14 protein-coding genes and 2 tRNA genes are annotated in these 17723 nt (G+C 46.3%); 13 read left to right on the forward strand and 3 right to left on the reverse strand.

All coding sequences use genetic code 11. From position 1 onward, the window contains the following. The first annotated feature begins 393 nt into the window (after window positions 1–393). Window positions 394–1242 carry a magnesium transporter gene (locus AC6I8U_RS03010; protein ID WP_498017718.1) on the forward strand — a complete coding sequence of 283 codons (849 nt, stop codon included), beginning with the start codon at window positions 394–396 and terminating at the stop codon, window positions 1240–1242. Window positions 1243–1288: 46 nt separating this feature from the next. On the opposite strand, the gene dacB is transcribed toward AC6I8U_RS03010, so the two are convergent. Continuing rightward, window positions 1289–2728: a serine-type D-Ala-D-Ala carboxypeptidase gene (gene dacB / locus AC6I8U_RS03015; protein WP_498017719.1), complete on the reverse strand. Its 1440-nt coding sequence runs from the start codon at window positions 2726–2728 to the stop codon at window positions 1289–1291. Window positions 2729–3150: 422 nt separating this feature from the next. On the opposite strand from dacB, the gene greA reads away from it, so the two are divergent. Next, window positions 3151–3624, forward strand: coding sequence for a transcription elongation factor GreA (gene greA / locus AC6I8U_RS03020; protein WP_042473574.1), 474 nt, complete (start codon window positions 3151–3153; stop codon window positions 3622–3624). A 118-nt stretch (window positions 3625–3742) separates the two neighbouring features. Further along, entirely contained in the window at window positions 3743–4756 is a 1014-nt protein-coding gene (locus tag AC6I8U_RS03025) for an IS110 family RNA-guided transposase (protein ID WP_498017720.1), read from the forward strand. A 428-nt stretch (window positions 4757–5184) separates the two neighbouring features. On the opposite strand, the gene AC6I8U_RS03030 is transcribed toward AC6I8U_RS03025, so the two are convergent. Further along, on the reverse strand, window positions 5185–6219 hold the full coding sequence (locus tag AC6I8U_RS03030; RefSeq protein WP_498017721.1) for an IS110 family RNA-guided transposase: 1035 nt from the start codon (window positions 6217–6219) through the stop codon (window positions 5185–5187). A 282-nt stretch (window positions 6220–6501) separates the two neighbouring features. Then, window positions 6502–6798 (reverse strand): ribosome assembly RNA-binding protein YhbY, encoded by a 297-nt coding sequence (yhbY, locus tag AC6I8U_RS03035; protein ID WP_042473875.1) that lies wholly within the window; start codon window positions 6796–6798, stop codon window positions 6502–6504. 112 nt (window positions 6799–6910) lie between these two features. Here yhbY and rlmE point away from each other — a divergent pair, with 112 nt between their 5' ends. The 10 genes from rlmE (at window position 6911) to infB (ending at window position 17648) form a co-directional block, all read left to right on the forward strand. Then, entirely contained in the window at window positions 6911–7540 is a 630-nt protein-coding gene (rlmE, locus tag AC6I8U_RS03040; RefSeq protein WP_498017722.1) for a 23S rRNA (uridine(2552)-2'-O)-methyltransferase RlmE, read from the forward strand. A 97-nt stretch (window positions 7541–7637) separates the two neighbouring features. Beyond that, the gene (ftsH, locus tag AC6I8U_RS03045; RefSeq protein ID WP_498017723.1) at window positions 7638–9605 is read left to right on the forward strand and encodes an ATP-dependent zinc metalloprotease FtsH; all 1968 of its coding nucleotides are present in this window, start codon (window positions 7638–7640) and stop codon (window positions 9603–9605) included. Window positions 9606–9660: 55 nt separating this feature from the next. Beyond that, window positions 9661–10491 (forward strand): dihydropteroate synthase, encoded by an 831-nt coding sequence (folP, locus tag AC6I8U_RS03050; RefSeq protein ID WP_498017724.1) that lies wholly within the window; start codon window positions 9661–9663, stop codon window positions 10489–10491. 19 nt (window positions 10492–10510) lie between these two features. Next, the gene (gene glmM / locus AC6I8U_RS03055) at window positions 10511–11848 is read left to right on the forward strand and encodes a phosphoglucosamine mutase (protein ID WP_234495242.1); all 1338 of its coding nucleotides are present in this window, start codon (window positions 10511–10513) and stop codon (window positions 11846–11848) included. Window positions 11849–12127: 279 nt separating this feature from the next. After that, window positions 12128–12463: a preprotein translocase subunit SecG gene (gene secG, locus AC6I8U_RS03060; RefSeq protein WP_042473582.1), complete on the forward strand. Its 336-nt coding sequence runs from the start codon at window positions 12128–12130 to the stop codon at window positions 12461–12463. 34 nt (window positions 12464–12497) lie between these two features. Continuing rightward, window positions 12498–12581 (forward strand) — tRNA-Leu (locus AC6I8U_RS03065). Between the two features lie 55 nt (window positions 12582–12636). After that, window positions 12637–12713: transfer RNA gene (locus AC6I8U_RS03070), tRNA-Met, on the forward strand. A 236-nt stretch (window positions 12714–12949) separates the two neighbouring features. Then, window positions 12950–13405 carry a ribosome maturation factor RimP gene (rimP, locus tag AC6I8U_RS03075; protein WP_042473583.1) on the forward strand — a complete coding sequence of 152 codons (456 nt, stop codon included), beginning with the start codon at window positions 12950–12952 and terminating at the stop codon, window positions 13403–13405. Between the two features lie 33 nt (window positions 13406–13438). Further along, window positions 13439–14926, forward strand: a complete 1488-nt coding sequence (nusA, locus tag AC6I8U_RS03080) for a transcription termination factor NusA (protein WP_234495243.1) — start codon at window positions 13439–13441, stop codon at window positions 14924–14926. 22 nt (window positions 14927–14948) lie between these two features. Further along, the gene (infB, locus tag AC6I8U_RS03085) at window positions 14949–17648 is read left to right on the forward strand and encodes a translation initiation factor IF-2 (RefSeq protein WP_234495244.1); all 2700 of its coding nucleotides are present in this window, start codon (window positions 14949–14951) and stop codon (window positions 17646–17648) included. Window positions 17649–17723: the final 75 nt, after the last annotated feature.

The following is a 17723-nucleotide window of genomic DNA, read 5'->3' on the forward strand; positions in this document are numbered from 1 at the left end:
AAACAACGAGTTCGAGCCTGTGAAATGACACTTATATGAACAAAAGTAAAAAGAGATTTCTATACCGAAATTGGGCTTTACTCACCGGCGTATTTTGGTATCCTACGCCGCGCTACCAGTAGGGTAGTTTTTTCGGAGATAACTATGAACAATACCGACCATCCTCCTAGTATGAAAGGAGAAGAATAGCCTCACGTCGGTAATTGCGATCTTCGCTCCTACCCCTTGAGGTAGGTGTATTTCCTTTCTGTAACACCCTGATATTTTTCTCCTTTCTTCTATTTAGTCATTCTATAAGTGTGCTTGTTGCATGGCAGCTGTGCTGTGTTTAACTGCGCCCATACAGAGCTGACGTTTTGATGGTCGTTACCAACGCTAATCGGGAGATTCGCCATGACGGTAATGAGCAATACATATATTGAAAATGCAACACCTCGCTTCTCGGAAGAGGAGATCAGTGCAGCAACAAAAGCATTTCTACAATACGACACAGATCAGCAACTGAACTTACTGACAGTGATGCCGATTGATGAAGCAGTAGGTGTGTTACAACACTGTGCCCTAGGGCAAGTGCAATTTCTAATTGAAGAACTTGATCTGCAAGGTCACGACAAGCGAGCTCGACTGTTCGCTCACCATTTGGGGTTAATTCACTCAGAAGCGGAAACCACAGGTGGCTATCTAACAACAGGTGTGCTCGAGCACGTTAAACAGCGTATTGGCTGGATCATTACGTTGGCTCTATTGGGTATCGTATCTGGGCTTATTATTGCACAGTATGAAGATACACTTAGCCAGCTTGTACTGCTTGCCGTCTACATGCCTGTCATCGCTGCCGCTGGTGGTAATACGGGTACTCAGGCAGCGACCTTGGTCATTCGCGCCTTAGCGACAGGCGAGCTACGCAAAAGGCAGTGGCTTGACGTGTTGTGGAAAGAAAGCCGCGTGGCGGTCTGTCTTGCGGCTGCCGTTGCACTCGTAATGGTAGGGCGCATTCTAGTCTTTGGCGATGCGAATTCAGCTGGCGGCTTTGATATTAACTTGATTGCGATGGCCATTGCCGTGGCGCTGTTTATTCAGGTCACAGTGTCCACGACATTGGGTGGCGTGCTACCAATCATTGCACGTGTATTCAAGTTGGATCCTGCTGTACTTGTGAGCCCAGTGCTAGCCTCTATCGTTGATATCTCAGGTATGTGGATTTACTTCACTGTGGTCAATCACTTCTTAGGATTGTCTTAACCACTCAAGAACTCGGCTATCTAATCGCAGAGAACGCAGAGCGCAGCTATTGCTGCGCTTTGTTGTTTGAGCGTTCTAACGAGAAGCTGTAATCCACGACTTGTCGATAATAGGCTTTCTCGAACTGGGTGAGCGGCGACTCTACCGGTTTGCTCGTCGTAGGCTTCTGAGGGTGATAATCCGTCACAAATTGCACGAACAAGCTCTCACGTTCTCCTTTACTACCTAGGCCAAATCCCATCATATTGTAAGTACCAAACAATGAACCACTTTTGGCGACAAGTGCACCCTTTATAGGGGCTTTTCGCATGCTTGAGCGATACTTTAGCGTGCCGTTGTTTCCTGAGACTGGCATCAATCGAGCGAGTTTTAATTGGCTGTCATTGTTATGGATGTAGCTAAGGACTTGCTGCATCTGATTGGCTGTCACACGGTTATTACGAGATAATCCTGAGCCATCTTCAAGCACGGCGAGTTCAAGATCGATGCCCGCTTTATCTTTCAAAATGGCTTTAATCGCTCCAGTACCGTTGTTAAAAGAGCCGGGCTCATTAAAGTAGGTCGCGCCTAGGGTTTTGGTGATGTTATCCGCATAGAGGTTGTTGGAATCTTTGAGCATGACAGCAAGCAGGTCATTCAGCGGACGAGAACGCTGGACGAACAGTGGCTTCTGGCTGGTTATGTTGGGCGTACCTACTCGCACTTCACCTGAGAGCGTGACGCCAAGGCGTTGTAACTCAGATTTAATTACGTCGACTGTAAATTGCTCAGGAGAAGAGACAGCAAATTTAAGGGGGATGGGGGACTGACGTTGCACCGCGCAGCCACTAATCGAGTACTGGTTATTTGGGCTGACTTCGAGCTCTAGGTCGCAATGACTTTGCTCTTGTTGTTCTTTGGATACGCTAAGCGCAGTAGTTGATGCACTGACAGGCTGGTGTGATGGGATATTAACACGTGTGGAACCATTGCTATTGGTGTAGAGCGCACCTTGGACACAATTACCGTCAAGGGTAATGGCCGATGCTGGAGCGCTGTAGCAAACCCCAAGAATATCCCAAGGCCACCCAACACCGCGCTGATAGCCTGCGAAAGCTCGGTCATCTAACCAAATATTATTAAAGCGTGAACCTACTTCTGATTTAGCCTCTTTGAGCATAGTCGTCAGTGATGCTCGACTAAAGGTAGGATCTCCTGAATACTTGATGATAAGGTCTTTGCCTGATGTATAAAGCGTGGTTTCAAATCGAAAACTATCGGGTAACGTTAGTTTTGCGGCCAAAGCTGTTACGACTTTTAACGTACTCGCTGGTGGAAAGAATTGATCGATATTTTCTGCGATAAGAGGCTGCTCTGGGCTTGAGAGTGGTGCGATTAGCTGCGCATTGCGACTACCATATGGTAAGTGCTTGCTGGCATCGATGCCGGTGGCAAATATCGACGATGAAAAAAGCAGAAGACAGCTGAGTGAGAGTTTTGGTGTCATGGCGATTCAAAGAAGAATGGGCTTAGTTTTAATGTAGGCTAACAACCTATTAAGTCGAGATAAAGCGTTTAATTTTCGCAAAAATTTGCTTCGAATAGTCTTTATACTGCTCAGCGAAAAGGACACTAGGTCGCTCACACTTTCATACTATCGTTAGCGTGGTTTACCTTGCGAAATCAAAGCCAACTAGGCTATATTGTTGCGTTGCTCTAAAAGAACAACTCTGATTGTTATCAGAAAGAGCACAACAGCCAGTGCCAGCAATAAGTGCTTCCTTATTGCCTCAGAATCCGAATCTCAGTGATTTGTATCCACGGATTGATTACACTAGGCTTAATCCAGTTTATTTTTCAAATTGTACTCAGGCTTGCTTGAGTAGGGTTTTATTGTCCAAAGGATGCTTTGGAAAAGAGGTTGTTACAATGGAAAAGGTTCCAATGACTGTACGTGGCGAACAGCAGCTACGTGAAGAGCTAGATCGTCTACTTAAACTTCGTCCACAGATTTCTGAAGCAATTGCAGAAGCGCGTGAACTTGGTGACCTAAAAGAGAACGCAGAATATCACGCAGCTCGTGAAGAGCAGGGCATCTGTGAAGCCCAAATTCGTGATATTGAATACAAGCTGTCTGTCGCGCAAGTTATCGATGTGACGAAGCTAGACAACACGGGTAAGATCATCTTTGGCTCTACTGTGACTCTAATTGATATCGATACGGATGCTGAGCAGACTTACCAAATCGTGGGTGATGACGAAGCCGATATTAAATCTGGTCGTATCTCAGTAAGCTCACCGATCGCGCGTGGCCTTATCGGTAAAATGGAAGGTGACGAAGTGACAATCGTGACTCCTGGCGGTCAAAAAGACTTCGAAATCGACAAGGTAGCTTACGTTTAAGCTACGTTGTTGACTGAAAGGTCGAAAGAAAGTCGCCAATTTGGCGGCTTAATTATATGGTCCGCCTCACTCTTAAGCCCCTACGCTTAGAGTAGGCTCTCAGAACGAGGTGAACCATATGTCTACCATCCACATTTTAGGTATCGATTTAGGTAAGCACTGCTTTCATGCAGTAGGTAATAATTATTCTGGCAAGGAAGTTATTCGCCGTAAGTTTAATCGAAGCCAACTCCTGCGTTTCTTATCCTCACTCGAACACACAACGATTGCTTTCGAAGCCTGCGGTGGTGCTCACTGGCTCGCAAGAAAGTGCCAAGCCTTTGGGCATCGAGTTCGTCTCATCCCACCTCAATATGTAAAGCCTTACGTCAAAGGCAATAAGAATGACTTCATCGACGCAGCTGCGATAGCCGAAGCCGCCAGTCGACCAACCATGAGATTTGTCTCGGTTAAATCAGAAGAAGCTCAAGTTATTTCTGCTATTCATCGTGTACGAGAAGGCTATGTGAAAGAACGAACCGCATGTATGAGTCGTATTGGTGCATTGCTACTCGAATTTGGACTCAGCTTCCCTAGAGGGCATGCGAAGATGAAAACACTGTTTCAATGGTTAGCGGAACAAGATGTTGAATTGCCACAAAGTCTTATTGCTGAACTTCTCTCGATTCATGAACACTACAAGTACTTAAATGACCGAGTCTCTGAGCAAGACCAAAAGTTGAAAAGCATCGCTATAAGTAATGAAAGCGCAGAGTTGCTGAAGACCATCCCAGGGGTCGGTGATTTAACGGCAACGTTGTGCGTAGCGAACATCAGTTCCGCTTCTAATTTCGATGGAGGGCGAGAGATGGCAGCATGGCTTGGGTTAGTTCCTAGACAATTCTCAACAGGGGGAAAGTCTAAGCTGTTAGGCATGAGTAAACGAGGGAATAAACACCTAAGGACTCTATTTATTCATGGCGCTCGGGCCGTACTTTCTAGGATAGAAACAACAGGAAAGGTGTTTGGAGATTGGTTAGTGAATCTTCGAGTAACGAAACCTTTTAATGTGGTTTTAGTAGCACTTGCCAACAAGCTGGCGAGAATAGCTTGGGCGGTGTTGTATCACCGCCAAGCTTTTCAGGCTGCATAGCCATAACCAAGTTTGCAACGCCAATGAACGTGATGACAAAACGGTCAATCGGCCAGATTAGTAACCTGTCACAAAAATAGCATTTAATGCTTTCGGCTTTTTTAAGGATAATCTGGCGCGGATATCATCGTGGAGCGGGGAAGTTAGTGTTCCCAACGTGGACTCCGAATACATATATGGTCTCCCCCATTTGCGCAAGCAGCATTTCGATGATAGGGACAGGTTAGCGGTCATATATTCGGTCTCTCATATTGAAGCTATAACTTCGGACCTTGATGAATCATTCGCACGTACCATCCTACTAATCATTAGCTCGGACTTAATATCCGATGTATTCGTCAGGTTTTGGGTACGTCGGTTTGACCTGTGTCTCATCTTAAATGCTAATCACACAAATTTGGTGATATTAAAAATTTCAGATTAAAGAGTTAGCAACCTGCTAACTTTTCGATTGGTTTATACTCCTGTTTCTTAGTCACAATTACCCACGCCATCCGTAACATTTTGTTCGCGAACGCAATAACAGCTCGATTAAAGCCTCTTTGCTCAACCAAGCGGTTAATCCAGATACTAAGCTTATCGGTCTTCTTCTTAGCATGAGCAACTACAGCTCTTGCACCGTTAACAACTAAAGAGCGGAGGTGGGAGTCACCCCTTTTACTAATACCCAGTAAGACATTTTTTCCTCCAGTGCTGTTTTGACGGGGGATTAATCCTAAAGCTGCCGCAGCATCTCTGCCGCGCTTAAACTGATACCCATCTCCCATCCAAGAGGTTAAGGAAATACTTACGATAGAACCGACACCAGGCATTGTAATTAAACGCTGACAAGTATCATTCGATTTAACAGTGGCTTCTATATAATCCTGATACGCACTCAGTTCTTTCTCGATATCAAGCAATCGCAAATATTGACGGTTAAGAAATTGGCGAAACACATTAGTCAACTCATTTTCAGCATCTTCTAGTATTCTGGGGACTTCTTTTTTAACCGTAGAGGCTCGCTGGGCTATGACGATACCGTATTCACTCAAAAGCCCACGGATATGGTTAATTAGCCTGGTTCGTTCGACATTTAAAAGTCGGCGCATATGAAGGATGCTTTGCTGATCCTGTTGTTCAATTGATTTTATCGCGACCGTTCGCATAGCTCCGTGTTGCGAGGCTTCAGCTATCGCTTGAGCATCGTTGTAATCATTTTTTTGACCACGTAAATAACCTTTAACATGCTGAGGCGGCAAAAGTTGAACATCATGACCAAGTTTTCTAATCTCACGCCCCCAGTAATGGGCTGAGGAGCAAGCTTCCATAGCAACGACTGACAGATCTAGGTTTGCCAAGTATGGTAGTACCTGGTTTCTGCTTAACTTCTTTCGGGTTACCCGCTTTCCATGCTCGTTCAAAACCACAAAGAAGAAACTATTTTTTGCTAAATCGAGGCCTATTGTTTTACGCTTAATCATGGTCTTCCCCTTATTTCTGATAAAATAGAACTAGTTCTATTTTGGCGCAATATGACGCCGTTAGTGGGAGGGGGAGACCATTTCATCATTAGCGCAAACCAACTCCGTTATTACTAAATTGTAGTTGCAATAACGGGGCGGACCATACATTTTTTGTGCCTGCATGATGGTGGCGTCGTACTTGTTTGACAGATACCCCTTGTCAGAAAAATGAAAAGGCCGCAGATGCGACCTTTTCCACTTTGAAACAAATTGTTTCTATAAAATCAACTGATCAACAAATTACTTGCGTGGCAGTTCGATTTTCTTTTGCTCTGACTGACGGTAAAGAACAAGAGTCTTACCGATAACCTGAACTTTCTCCGCTTTCGTTTCGCGCACAATTGCGTCGATAATCAGCAGTTTAGTTTCACGGTCTTCTGACGCCACCTTCACTTTAATCAGTTCATGGTGGTCAAGAGCGATTTCGATTTCCGCTAGAACAGCCTCTGTTAGTCCATTTGCGCCCATAAGCACAACGGGTTTCAGTGCGTGTGCTAGGCCTTTTAGGTGCTGTTTTTGTTTGGTGCTTAGGTTCATAACGCGGCCAAATTTATTTACTATTAGGGTTGAAAAGTCGTATTTTAACGCCATCTAATGACGAAGACTATACTTTATTCTAAGGGCTTGCCCTTATCGAGTTGGAAATTGAATGAGTAAGCAAAAACATTCGGCCAGTTCTGGTCGTTGGCTAAAAGAGCATTTCGATGATAAATATGCCAACGAGGCCAGACGAAAAGGCTATCGTTCACGTGCTATCTTTAAGGTTGAAGAGATTCAAAATAAAGATAAGCTACTGAAACCTGGGATGACTGTGGTTGACCTTGGTGCTGCTCCTGGTGGGTGGTCTCAATACGCAGCTAAAGTCGTTGGCGACGAAGGACAGGTGATTGCCTGTGACTTGTTGCCAATGGATCCTATCTCTGGTGTGAGCTTCCTTCAGGGCGATTTTCGTGAAGAAGCGGTGCTCGATGCACTACTAGAAAGAATCCAACCGGATATGGTCGACGTAGTAATGTCTGATATGGCTCCGAACATGGCAGGAAACTTATCTGTCGATCAGCCTAGAGCAATGTATCTTGTTGAACTAGCATTAGATATGTGTCATCAAACTTTAGCACCTGGCGGCAGTTTCGTCGTGAAAGTGTTCCAAGGCGAAGGGTTTGATGAATACGTAAAACAGGTACGTGAAGCCTTCAAAGTTGTGAAGATTCGCAAGCCTGACTCATCTAGAGCTCGCTCTCGTGAGGTGTTTATTGTGGCTAATGGTTTCAAAGGCTGAACATTAGTTTACAAAGACAAAATTAACAATGTAGCTACAGCCTAAAAACTGTAGTACCCTACCTTTAATTACAATTAGTTATCGAGAGGCTGACACCTTGAGTGACATGGCAAAGAATTTAATTTTGTGGTTAGTCATCGCCGTTGTGTTGATGTCGGTATTCCAAAGCTTTGGGCCGGGAGAAAGTAACGGCCGAGCGGTAGATTACACCACGTTCGTACAGGAAGTTGGCAATGGCCAGATTCAAGAAGCTCAATTCAAAGACAGCGAGATAACCTTTACTCGTCGTGGCGGTGGCGGTCGTTTTGTGACTTACATGCCAGTTTATGATCAAAAACTTCTTGATGACCTAATTAATCAAAACGTGAAAGTTTCGGGTACGCCACCGGAAGAGCAGAGCCTGCTTGGCACTATCTTCATCTCGTGGTTCCCTATGATTCTTCTTATCGGTGTCTGGATTTTCTTCATGCGCCAGATGCAAGGCGGCGGCGGTAAAGGCGCTATGTCGTTCGGTAAGAGTAAAGCTCGCATGATGAGCGAAGAACAGATCAAAACTACCTTTGCTGACGTTGCAGGTTGTGACGAAGCAAAAGAGGACGTTAAAGAGCTCGTAGACTACCTACGTGATCCAAGCCGCTTCCAGAAGCTGGGCGGTAAGATCCCAACGGGTGTTCTAATGGTTGGTCCTCCAGGTACTGGTAAAACGCTTCTTGCTAAAGCGATTGCCGGCGAAGCGAAGGTACCGTTCTTTACGATTTCTGGTTCTGACTTCGTAGAAATGTTCGTGGGTGTGGGTGCATCTCGTGTACGTGACATGTTTGAACAAGCGAAGAAAGCAGCACCTTGTATCATCTTCATCGATGAAATCGATGCGGTAGGTCGTCAGCGTGGCGCTGGTGTTGGTGGTGGTCACGATGAGCGTGAGCAAACCCTTAACCAAATGCTCGTAGAGATGGATGGTTTTGAAGGTAACGAGGGTATCATCGTTATTGCGGCAACTAACCGTCCTGACGTACTTGACCCAGCTCTACTTCGTCCTGGTCGTTTTGACCGTCAAGTTGTGGTTGGTCTACCTGATGTACGTGGTCGTGAACAGATCTTGAAAGTACACATGCGTAAAGTACCTCTAGCGTCAGACGTTGAGCCATCTTTGATCGCACGTGGTACCCCAGGCTTCTCTGGTGCAGACCTTGCTAACCTAGTTAACGAAGCTGCTCTGTTTGCAGCGCGTGGTAACAAACGCAACGTGTCTATGGTTGAGTTCGAACTAGCGAAAGACAAGATCATGATGGGTGCAGAGCGCCGCTCTATGGTGCTTTCTGAAGAAACCAAAGAATCAACGGCATACCACGAAGCGGGTCACGCCATCGTTGGTCGCCTGGTTCCTGAACACGACCCTGTGTACAAGGTATCTATTATCCCACGTGGTCGTGCACTGGGTGTGACTATGTACCTACCAGAGCAAGACCGTGTGAGTATGTCTCGTCAGCACCTTGAGTCGATGATCTCAAGTCTATACGGCGGCCGTCTAGCTGAAGAACTTATCTACGGTAAAGACAAGGTATCGACAGGCGCATCAAACGATATCGAACGTGCGACAGATATCGCTCGTAAGATGGTGACACAGTGGGGCTTCTCTGAAAAATTGGGTCCTCTACTGTACGCGGAAGATGAAGGTGAAGTGTTCCTAGGTCGTAGCGTAACTCAAACGAAACACGTATCGGGTGAAACGGCGAAACTGATTGACGAAGAAGTTCGTCTCTTGATTGACCGAAACTACGATCGTGCTAAGCAGATACTCGAAGACAACATGGATATCATGCACGCCATGAAAGATGCGCTTGTAAAATACGAGACCATCGATGCAGGTCAGATTGATGACCTGATGGAGCGAAAATCGGATATTCGTGAGCCAGCAGGCTGGGCTGACCAAGCGGCAGCGCAGCAAGAAAAGGCAGAGGCTAAGCCAGAGCCTAAAGCAGAAGAGCCAGCTGCGCCAGCCGCTGACTCAGAAACAAAGGCAGAAAACGTGTCTTCTGAGCCAACTAAGAAAGACTCAGAGTAACCACTTGTGATTAAGCCCCGAGCCTAGCTCGGGGCTTTTGTCGTTTAAAGCAGTTATGATTTTACAAGCAAACAACAAAACACTCTCTCTCGATACGCCCCAAGTCATGGGCATCGTCAATGTCACGCCAGACTCATTCTCCGATGGTGGGAAATTCAATTCGGTTGATGCCGCGCTTGAACAAGTTGACGCTATGGTTGCGTCTGGGGTTACCATTGTCGATGTAGGTGGCGAGTCAACGCGCCCTGGAGCGCCAGATGTTGAACTACAAGAAGAGCTAAAGCGTGTTATCCCAGTCATTAAAGCCATCCGTGAACGACATGACGTATGGATTTCTGTCGATACGAGTAAGGCAGAAGTGATGCGTCAAGCGGTAGAGGCGGGGGCGGATATCATTAATGATGTCCGTGCACTTCAAGAACCGGGCGCTTTAGAAGTGGCGGCTAAGGCAGGAGTGCCGATTTGTCTGATGCACATGCAAGGCCAGCCGCGCACTATGCAAATGAATCCGACCTATGAGGATCTTTTGAAAGACGTGGCGGAATTCTTACAAGAACGTATCTCTGCGTGCGAAGCAGCCGGCATTTCTCGTGATAAACTCATCTTAGATCCGGGGTTTGGATTTGGCAAAACACTCGAACATAATTATCATCTGCTAGCGCATCTAGATAAATTCCATCAATTTGAATTGCCTATTCTTGCTGGTATGTCGCGTAAATCAATGATTTTCAAATTGTTAGATAAAGCCCCCGCGGATTGTTTAGCGGGAAGCCTTGCCTGTGCGACGCTCGCTGCCGCGAAAGGGGCACAGATTATCCGCGTTCATGATGCGGTGGAAACCGTTGAGGCGATGAAAATCGTCCAGATGATGCAATCAAATTTATAAAAACGAATAAGGAAATAGAATGTCACAACGACGTTATTTTGGTACCGACGGTGTTCGTGGAAAAGTGGGTCAATACCCAATTACACCTGACTTTGTACTTAAACTAGGCTGGGCTGCGGGTCGTGTTCTTGCGAAGCAAGGCACAAAGAAAGTGATCATCGGTAAAGACACGCGTATCTCTGGCTATATGTTGGAATCGGCACTAGAGGCGGGTCTTTCTGCAGCGGGTCTAAAAGCCATCTTCACTGGTCCATTGCCAACTCCTGCAGTGGCTTATCTAACGCAGACTTTCCGCGCGGAAGCTGGCATCGTTATTTCTGCTTCGCATAACCCATATTATGACAACGGCATTAAGTTCTTCTCTTCTGAGGGAACGAAACTTCCGGACTCAATTGAGCTAGCGATTGAAGAAGAGCTGGACAAAGAGATTGAGTGTGTTGAATCGGCTGAGCTTGGTAAAGCAAGTCGTTTGACCGATGCTGCGGGTCGTTATATCGAGTTTTGTAAGAGCACCTTCCCACACGATTTGAGCCTAGCAGGTCTAAAAATTGTTATCGATTGTGCTCATGGTGCCACTTATAAGATTGCACCTTCAGTATTTAAAGAGCTTGGCGCTGAGCTAATTTCTATTGGTGTTGACCCAGATGGTACCAACATTAACGCTGAAGTGGGTGCCACGGACGTACGAGCTCTACAAGCAAAAGTGGTTGAAGAAAAAGCCGACCTTGGCCTTGCTTTTGATGGTGATGGCGACCGCATCATCATGGTCGATCACCTAGGCAACAAAGTAGATGGTGACCAAATTGCCTACATTATTGCCCGTGACGCATTACGTCGTGGCGAGCTAAAAGGTGGTGTTGTCGGTACTCTAATGACCAACCTAGGTATGGAGAATGGTCTTAAGCAGCTTGGAATCCCATTCGTTCGCGCAGCCGTTGGTGACCGCTATGTCATGGAACAATTGCTTGAGCGTGACTGGCGCATCGGTGCAGAAAACTCAGGTCACGTTATCCTGCTTGATAAAGTGACGACGGGTGATGCTATCGTGGCTGCGCTGCAAGTGCTTGCTTCTGTGATTGGTGCGAAGATGTCGCTCAATGAGCTTGCAAGTGGCATGACGCTCTACCCACAAGTGCTGATTAACGTTCGTTTCAGTGGCGATGCAAACCCGCTAGAAGCAGAAGCTGTAAAACAGGCGGTAGCGAAAGCGGAAGCGGATCTTGGCGATAAAGGTCGTGTACTACTTCGCAAATCGGGCACAGAGCCACTGCTGCGTGTTATGGTTGAAGGCGAGGATGACGCGCTAGTGAATCAGTCAGCACAATACATTGCTGATATCGTAAAAGAAAACTGCTAAATAGAGACTGTTTAGCATGAGCAAGAACCAAATTAGTTCTTTTGGTTCTTGCTTATTTTTTATATGATTACTCGCTTATTCTTATCGGTAATTGTTCTTTTGCCCTTTTTTTGAGCGTTCGGTTGCTCGGCGAAAGATTTTTGTCATTTTTCTCTTGTCAGTCAGTGCGGCATTCGCTAGTATTGCCACCGCCTTCGCTTAGGAGGTCATAGCCAGGTTTTCAGTGCGTACAGCAAGGAAAGCGGCGCTGGCTCAACAATTAGGAACATAGGTGGACACATGATTCAAGTTCTACTTGTGATTTACCTGTTGGCTGCGCTTGGTGTTATTGGCCTAGTGTTGATTCAACAAGGTAAAGGCGCAGATATGGGAGCCTCATTCGGTGCTGGCGCTTCAAACACAGTGTTTGGTGCTAGTGGCTCAGGAAATTTCCTAACCCGAATGACTGCAATTTTTGCAATCGTATTTTTTGTTATCAGCTTAGTACTTGGCAACATGTACACTCACAAAGGTGAGTCTCAATGGGTTGACCCTACTCAAGGTCAAGTGATTGAGCAAGCAGCTGATGCAGCGAGTGATGTTCCAGCTGAAAACAGCGACGAGATCCCTCAATAAGTCGATTGATTCTAACGAATCGAAAAGCTTAGATGCCGAGATGGTGAAATTGGTAGACACGCTAGCATGAGGTGCTAGTGCCTTTGGTGTGAGGGTTCGAGTCCCTCTCTCGGCACCATTATTTATAAACTTGTAATACAGGTTGTTGAGCGTATAATGCTCAGCACGTCGGACGCGGGGTGGAGCAGCTTGGTAGCTCGTCGGGCTCATAACCCGAAGGTCGTCGGTTCAAATCCGGCCCCCGCAACCAATACTTTCTAAGTGTTGATGGATTGCAAGTTTAGCAGTGTGAAAAAATCACTGCACATCGAGGAAACACCAACTATCTTTTTAGGGTGTTATTTTTTCTCGATGATCAGGGTCCAGCAACAAAAAACCCCGACTATCGGGGTTTTTTGTTATTTGCGCTTTTTAAAAGGCCGCAAATACAAGTGCTTGGAATTTAAATTGGGCTATATGCCCTTTTTTTGTTTCTGGAGTGGTTAAATGACTGGTTTAGAAAGACAACTTACAGAATTGCTCGAAGCGCCTGTTGAGGCAATTGGCTACGAGCTTGTTGGTTTAGAGTTCATCCGTGCAGGTGAGCATTCTACCCTTCGAATCTATATCGACCATGAAGATGGTATTACTGTTGATGCTTGCGCAGAAGTAAGTCATCAAGTAAGTGCAGTAATGGATGTCGAAGACCCAATTACGGTGGCTTATAACCTAGAGGTGTCTTCACCAGGCCTAGAAAGACCACTTTTCAAAGCAGCACATTACCAACAATTTATTGGTCACGAGGTCAGCATCGTTCTAAAAATGGCTGTCGGCAACCGTCGTAAATGGAAAGGTGTCATCCAATCTATTGAAGGCGAGACAGTGACCATCCTTGCTGATGGTAACGAAGAAGAAATGGCGCTAAGCAACATTTCAAAAGCTAACCTTATCCCTAAATTTTAGGTCCCTAATAATAAAAGCTTAGAGGCTAGATAAATGAGTAAAGAAATTTTAGCGGTAGTAGAAGCAGTTTCTAACGAGAAAGCTGTTCCTCGTGAGCGTATCTTTGAAGCGCTAGAGATTGCATTGGCGACCTCTACAAAGAAAAAACACGAAATGGAAATTGAAGTTCGTGTTGCTATTGACCGCAAAACTGGCGAATTTGAAACTTTCCGTCGCTGGATGGCAGTAGAAGAAGTTGAATTCCCAACGAAAGAAATTTCTATCGAAGCTGCGCAGTATGACGATGAATCTGTTGAACTAGGCGACTTCGTAGAAGAAGAAATCGAGTCAGTAACGTTTGACCGCATCACGACGCAAACAGCGAAGCAAGTTATCGTTCAGAAAGTACGTGAAGCTGAGCGCGCGCAAATCGTTGAGCAGTTTATCGACAACGAAGGCGATCTGGTGACAGGTGTGGTTAAGAAAGTTAACCGTGACACTATCATTTTAGACCTTGGTAACAACGCAGAAGCCGTGATCCTACGCGATGACCAGCTTCCACGTGAAAACTTCCGTCCAGGTGACCGTGTACGTGGTCTTCTTTACAAAGTGGCTCCTGAAGCTCGCGGTTTCCAGCTATTCATTACTCGTTCTAAGCCAGAAATGCTTGCTGAGTTGTTCCGTGTGGAAGTGCCAGAGATTGCTGAAGAGCTAATCGAACTGAAAGGCGCTGCGCGCGATCCAGGTTCTCGCGCGAAGATCGCTGTGAAAACAAACGACAAGCGTATCGACCCTGTGGGTGCGTGTGTGGGTATGCGTGGTGCACGTGTACAAGCGGTTTCTGGTGAGCTTGGCGGTGAGCGTATCGATATCGTTCTTTGGGACGATAACCCAGCTCAGTTTGTTATCAACGCAATGGCACCAGCAGACGTTGCTTCTATCATCGTTGATGAAGATGCGCACGCAATGGACATCGCAGTTGAAGCAGATAACCTAGCGCAAGCTATCGGTCGTAGCGGTCAAAACGTACGTCTTGCATCTCAACTTACAGGTTGGGAACTGAACGTAATGACAGTTGCAGACCTTCAGAAGAAACACCAAGAAGAAGCATCAGCTTCTATCGAAAACTTTATGAAGCACCTAGACATCGAGCAAGACTTCGCGGAAATGCTTGTTGAGGAAGGCTTCTCAACTCTAGAAGAAGTGGCCTACGTGCCAGTTAACGAGCTTCTGGAAATCGACGGCTTAAACGAAGAGCTTGTAGAAGAGCTTCGTAGCCGTGCAAAAGATGCCCTAACGACACTTGCTCTTGCTCAGGAAGAGTCATTCGAAGGTGTTGAGCCAGCTGAAGACCTACTAGGACTAGAAGGTCTAGAGCGTGAAATGGCATTTAAACTGGCTGCAAAAGGTGTAGCTACTCTTGAAGACCTTGCAGATCAAGGTGTCGATGAGCTAGAGGGCATTGAAGGGCTAACAGAAGAGCGCGCAGGTGAGCTAATCATGGCTGCACGTAACATCTGTTGGTTCGGCGACGAAGAATAATAATCAGCAAGGAGGTAGTTGCATGACAAAACTTACGGTTAAAGCACTTAGCGAAGAGATTGGTACGCCAGTTGAACGCCTAATTGAACAACTTGCTGATGCTGGTCTGAAGAAATCAGAAAGCGATCAGGTGAACGATGAAGAGAAGCAAACGCTTCTCACTCACCTTAAGAAAGAACATGGTGATACATCTGGTGAGTCAGAGCCTACTCGTCTTACGCTGCAGCGTAAAACTCGTAGCACTCTGTCTGTTTCTGCCGGTGGCGGTAAGAGCAAAGATGTACAAGTAGAAGTGCGCAAGAAGCGCACTTATGTCAAGCGCAGTGCGATCGACGAGCAAGCAAAACGTGAAGCTGAGGAAGCAGCAAATCGTGAGGCGGAAGAGCGTGCCCAACGTGAAGCCGAAGAGCTAGCCAAACGTGAAGCTGCAGAGAAAGCACAGCGTGAAGCAGAAGAGAAAGCTCAGCGCGAAGCCGAAGAAAAACGTCTAGCAGAGGAAAAAGCTAAACGTGAGGCTGAGCAACCTGAAGCAGATGCTGCTAAGCGCGAAGAAGCGGAAAAGGCTAAGAAAGAAATGAACGCAAAGAATGCTGAAGCGAAGAAAGAAGCGGACGAACTAAAACGTCGTCAAGAAGAAGAGGCGCAACGTAAGGCGGAAGCTGAAGCGGCTCGTCTAGCTGAAGAAGCTCGCAAACTAGCGGAAGAAAACGAAGCTCGTTGGACTGCTGAAGAGAAGAAACCAAAAGAAGAGGGTGACTACCACACCACCACTTCTAAATACGCTCGTGAAGCAGAAGATGCTCAAGACCGTAAAGAAGAAAAAGCACCTCGCCGTCGTAAGAAGAAGGCGAGCCCACAAGAAGACAACCGCGGCGGTCGTGGCGGTCGTAACCAACGTGGTAAGAAAGGCAAACTGGCTAAGCCTACGTCTATGCAGCACGGCTTCGATAAGACAGCTCAGGTTGCTAAGCAAGATGTTGTTATCGGCGAAACCGTTGTTGTTTCTGAGCTAGCAAGCAAGATGTCTGTTAAAGCAACAGAAGTCATCAAGGTGATGATGAAGATGGGCGCAATGGCGACTATCAACCAAGTTATCGACCAAGAAACTGCACAGCTTGTTGCTGAAGAAATGGGCCACAAAGTTGTTCTACGTAAAGAGAACGAACTGGAAGAAGCAGTGCTGTCTGATCGTGATGAAACATCAGAGGCCGTTTCTCGTGCTCCTGTTGTAACTATCATGGGTCACGTTGACCACGGTAAGACATCGACACTTGACTACATCCGTCGTACTCACGTTGCTTCAGGCGAAGCGGGTGGTATTACCCAGCACATTGGTGCATACCACGTAGAAACTGAAAACGGCATGATTACTTTCCTTGATACTCCTGGACACGCGGCGTTTACCGCAATGCGTGCTCGTGGTGCTCAAGCGACAGATATCGTTGTTCTAGTTGTAGCTGCAGACGATGGTGTAATGCCACAAACAATCGAAGCGATCCAACACGCGAAAGCGGCGGGTGTTCCTCTGATTGTTGCAGTGAACAAGATCGATAAAGAAGACGCGAACCCAGACAACGTTAAGAACGAGCTGGCGCAGTACGACGTTATCCCTGAAGAGTGGGGCGGTGAGAACATGTTCGTTCACATCTCTGCGAAACAAGGTACTAACATCGATGGTCTTCTAGAAGCTATCCTACTTCAATCAGAAGTACTTGAGCTAACAGCAGTTGCTGACGGCATGGCATCTGGTGTGGTTGTTGAATCATTCCTAGATAAAGGCCGTGGTCCAGTTGCAACAGTTCTAGTTCAATCTGGTACGCTACGTAAAGGCGACATCGTACTTTGTGGTCAAGAATACGGCCGTGTACGTGCGATGCGTGACGAGCTAGGTAAAGAAGTGACTGAAGCTGGTCCATCTATCCCAGTTGAGATCCTTGGCCTATCTGGTGTTCCATCATCAGGTGACGAAGCAACAGTTGTACGTGATGAGCGTAAAGCACGTGAAGTAGCGAACTACCGTCAAGGTAAATTCCGTGAAGTTAAGCTAGCACGTCAGCAAAAAGCGAAACTAGAGAACATGTTCTCTAACATGGCTGCTGGTGATGTTGCTGAACTAAACGTAGTACTAAAAGCGGACGTACAGGGTTCTGTAGAAGCAATCTCTGACTCTCTACTGAAACTGTCTACTGATGAAGTTAAAGTGAACATTGTTGGTTCTGGTGTAGGTGGTATTACAGAAACTGATGCAGTACTAGCAGCAGCTTCTAACGCTATCATCCTAGGCTTTAACGTACGTGCTGATGCATCTGCTCGCCGTGCTGTTGAAACTGAAAACCTAGACCTACGTTACTACTCAATCATCTACCAGTTGATTGACGAAGTGAAACAAGCAATGGGCGGTATGCTTGCTCCTGAGTTCAAGCAAGAAATCATCGGCCTTGCAGAAGTACGTGACGTATTTAAGTCTCCAAAACTTGGCGCAATCGCGGGTTGTATGGTGACAGAAGGTACTATCAAGCGTAACAACCCTATCCGCGTACTGCGTGATAACGTTGTAATCTACGAAGGTGAGCTAGAATCTCTACGCCGCTTCAAAGATGACGTTCAAGAAGTTAAGAACGGTTACGAGTGTGGTATCGGCGTTAAGAACTACAACGATGTTCGCGTTGGCGACCAAATCGAAGTATTCGAAATCGTTGAAATCAAACGTACTCTAGACTAATTGACAAAATCGCTACTCAGTTTTTAACTTGAGTATTGATGGTTGTTGAATACGCCATGGGGGGCTGGTATTTAC

Source organism: Vibrio sp. KUL80, assembly GCF_059725495.1.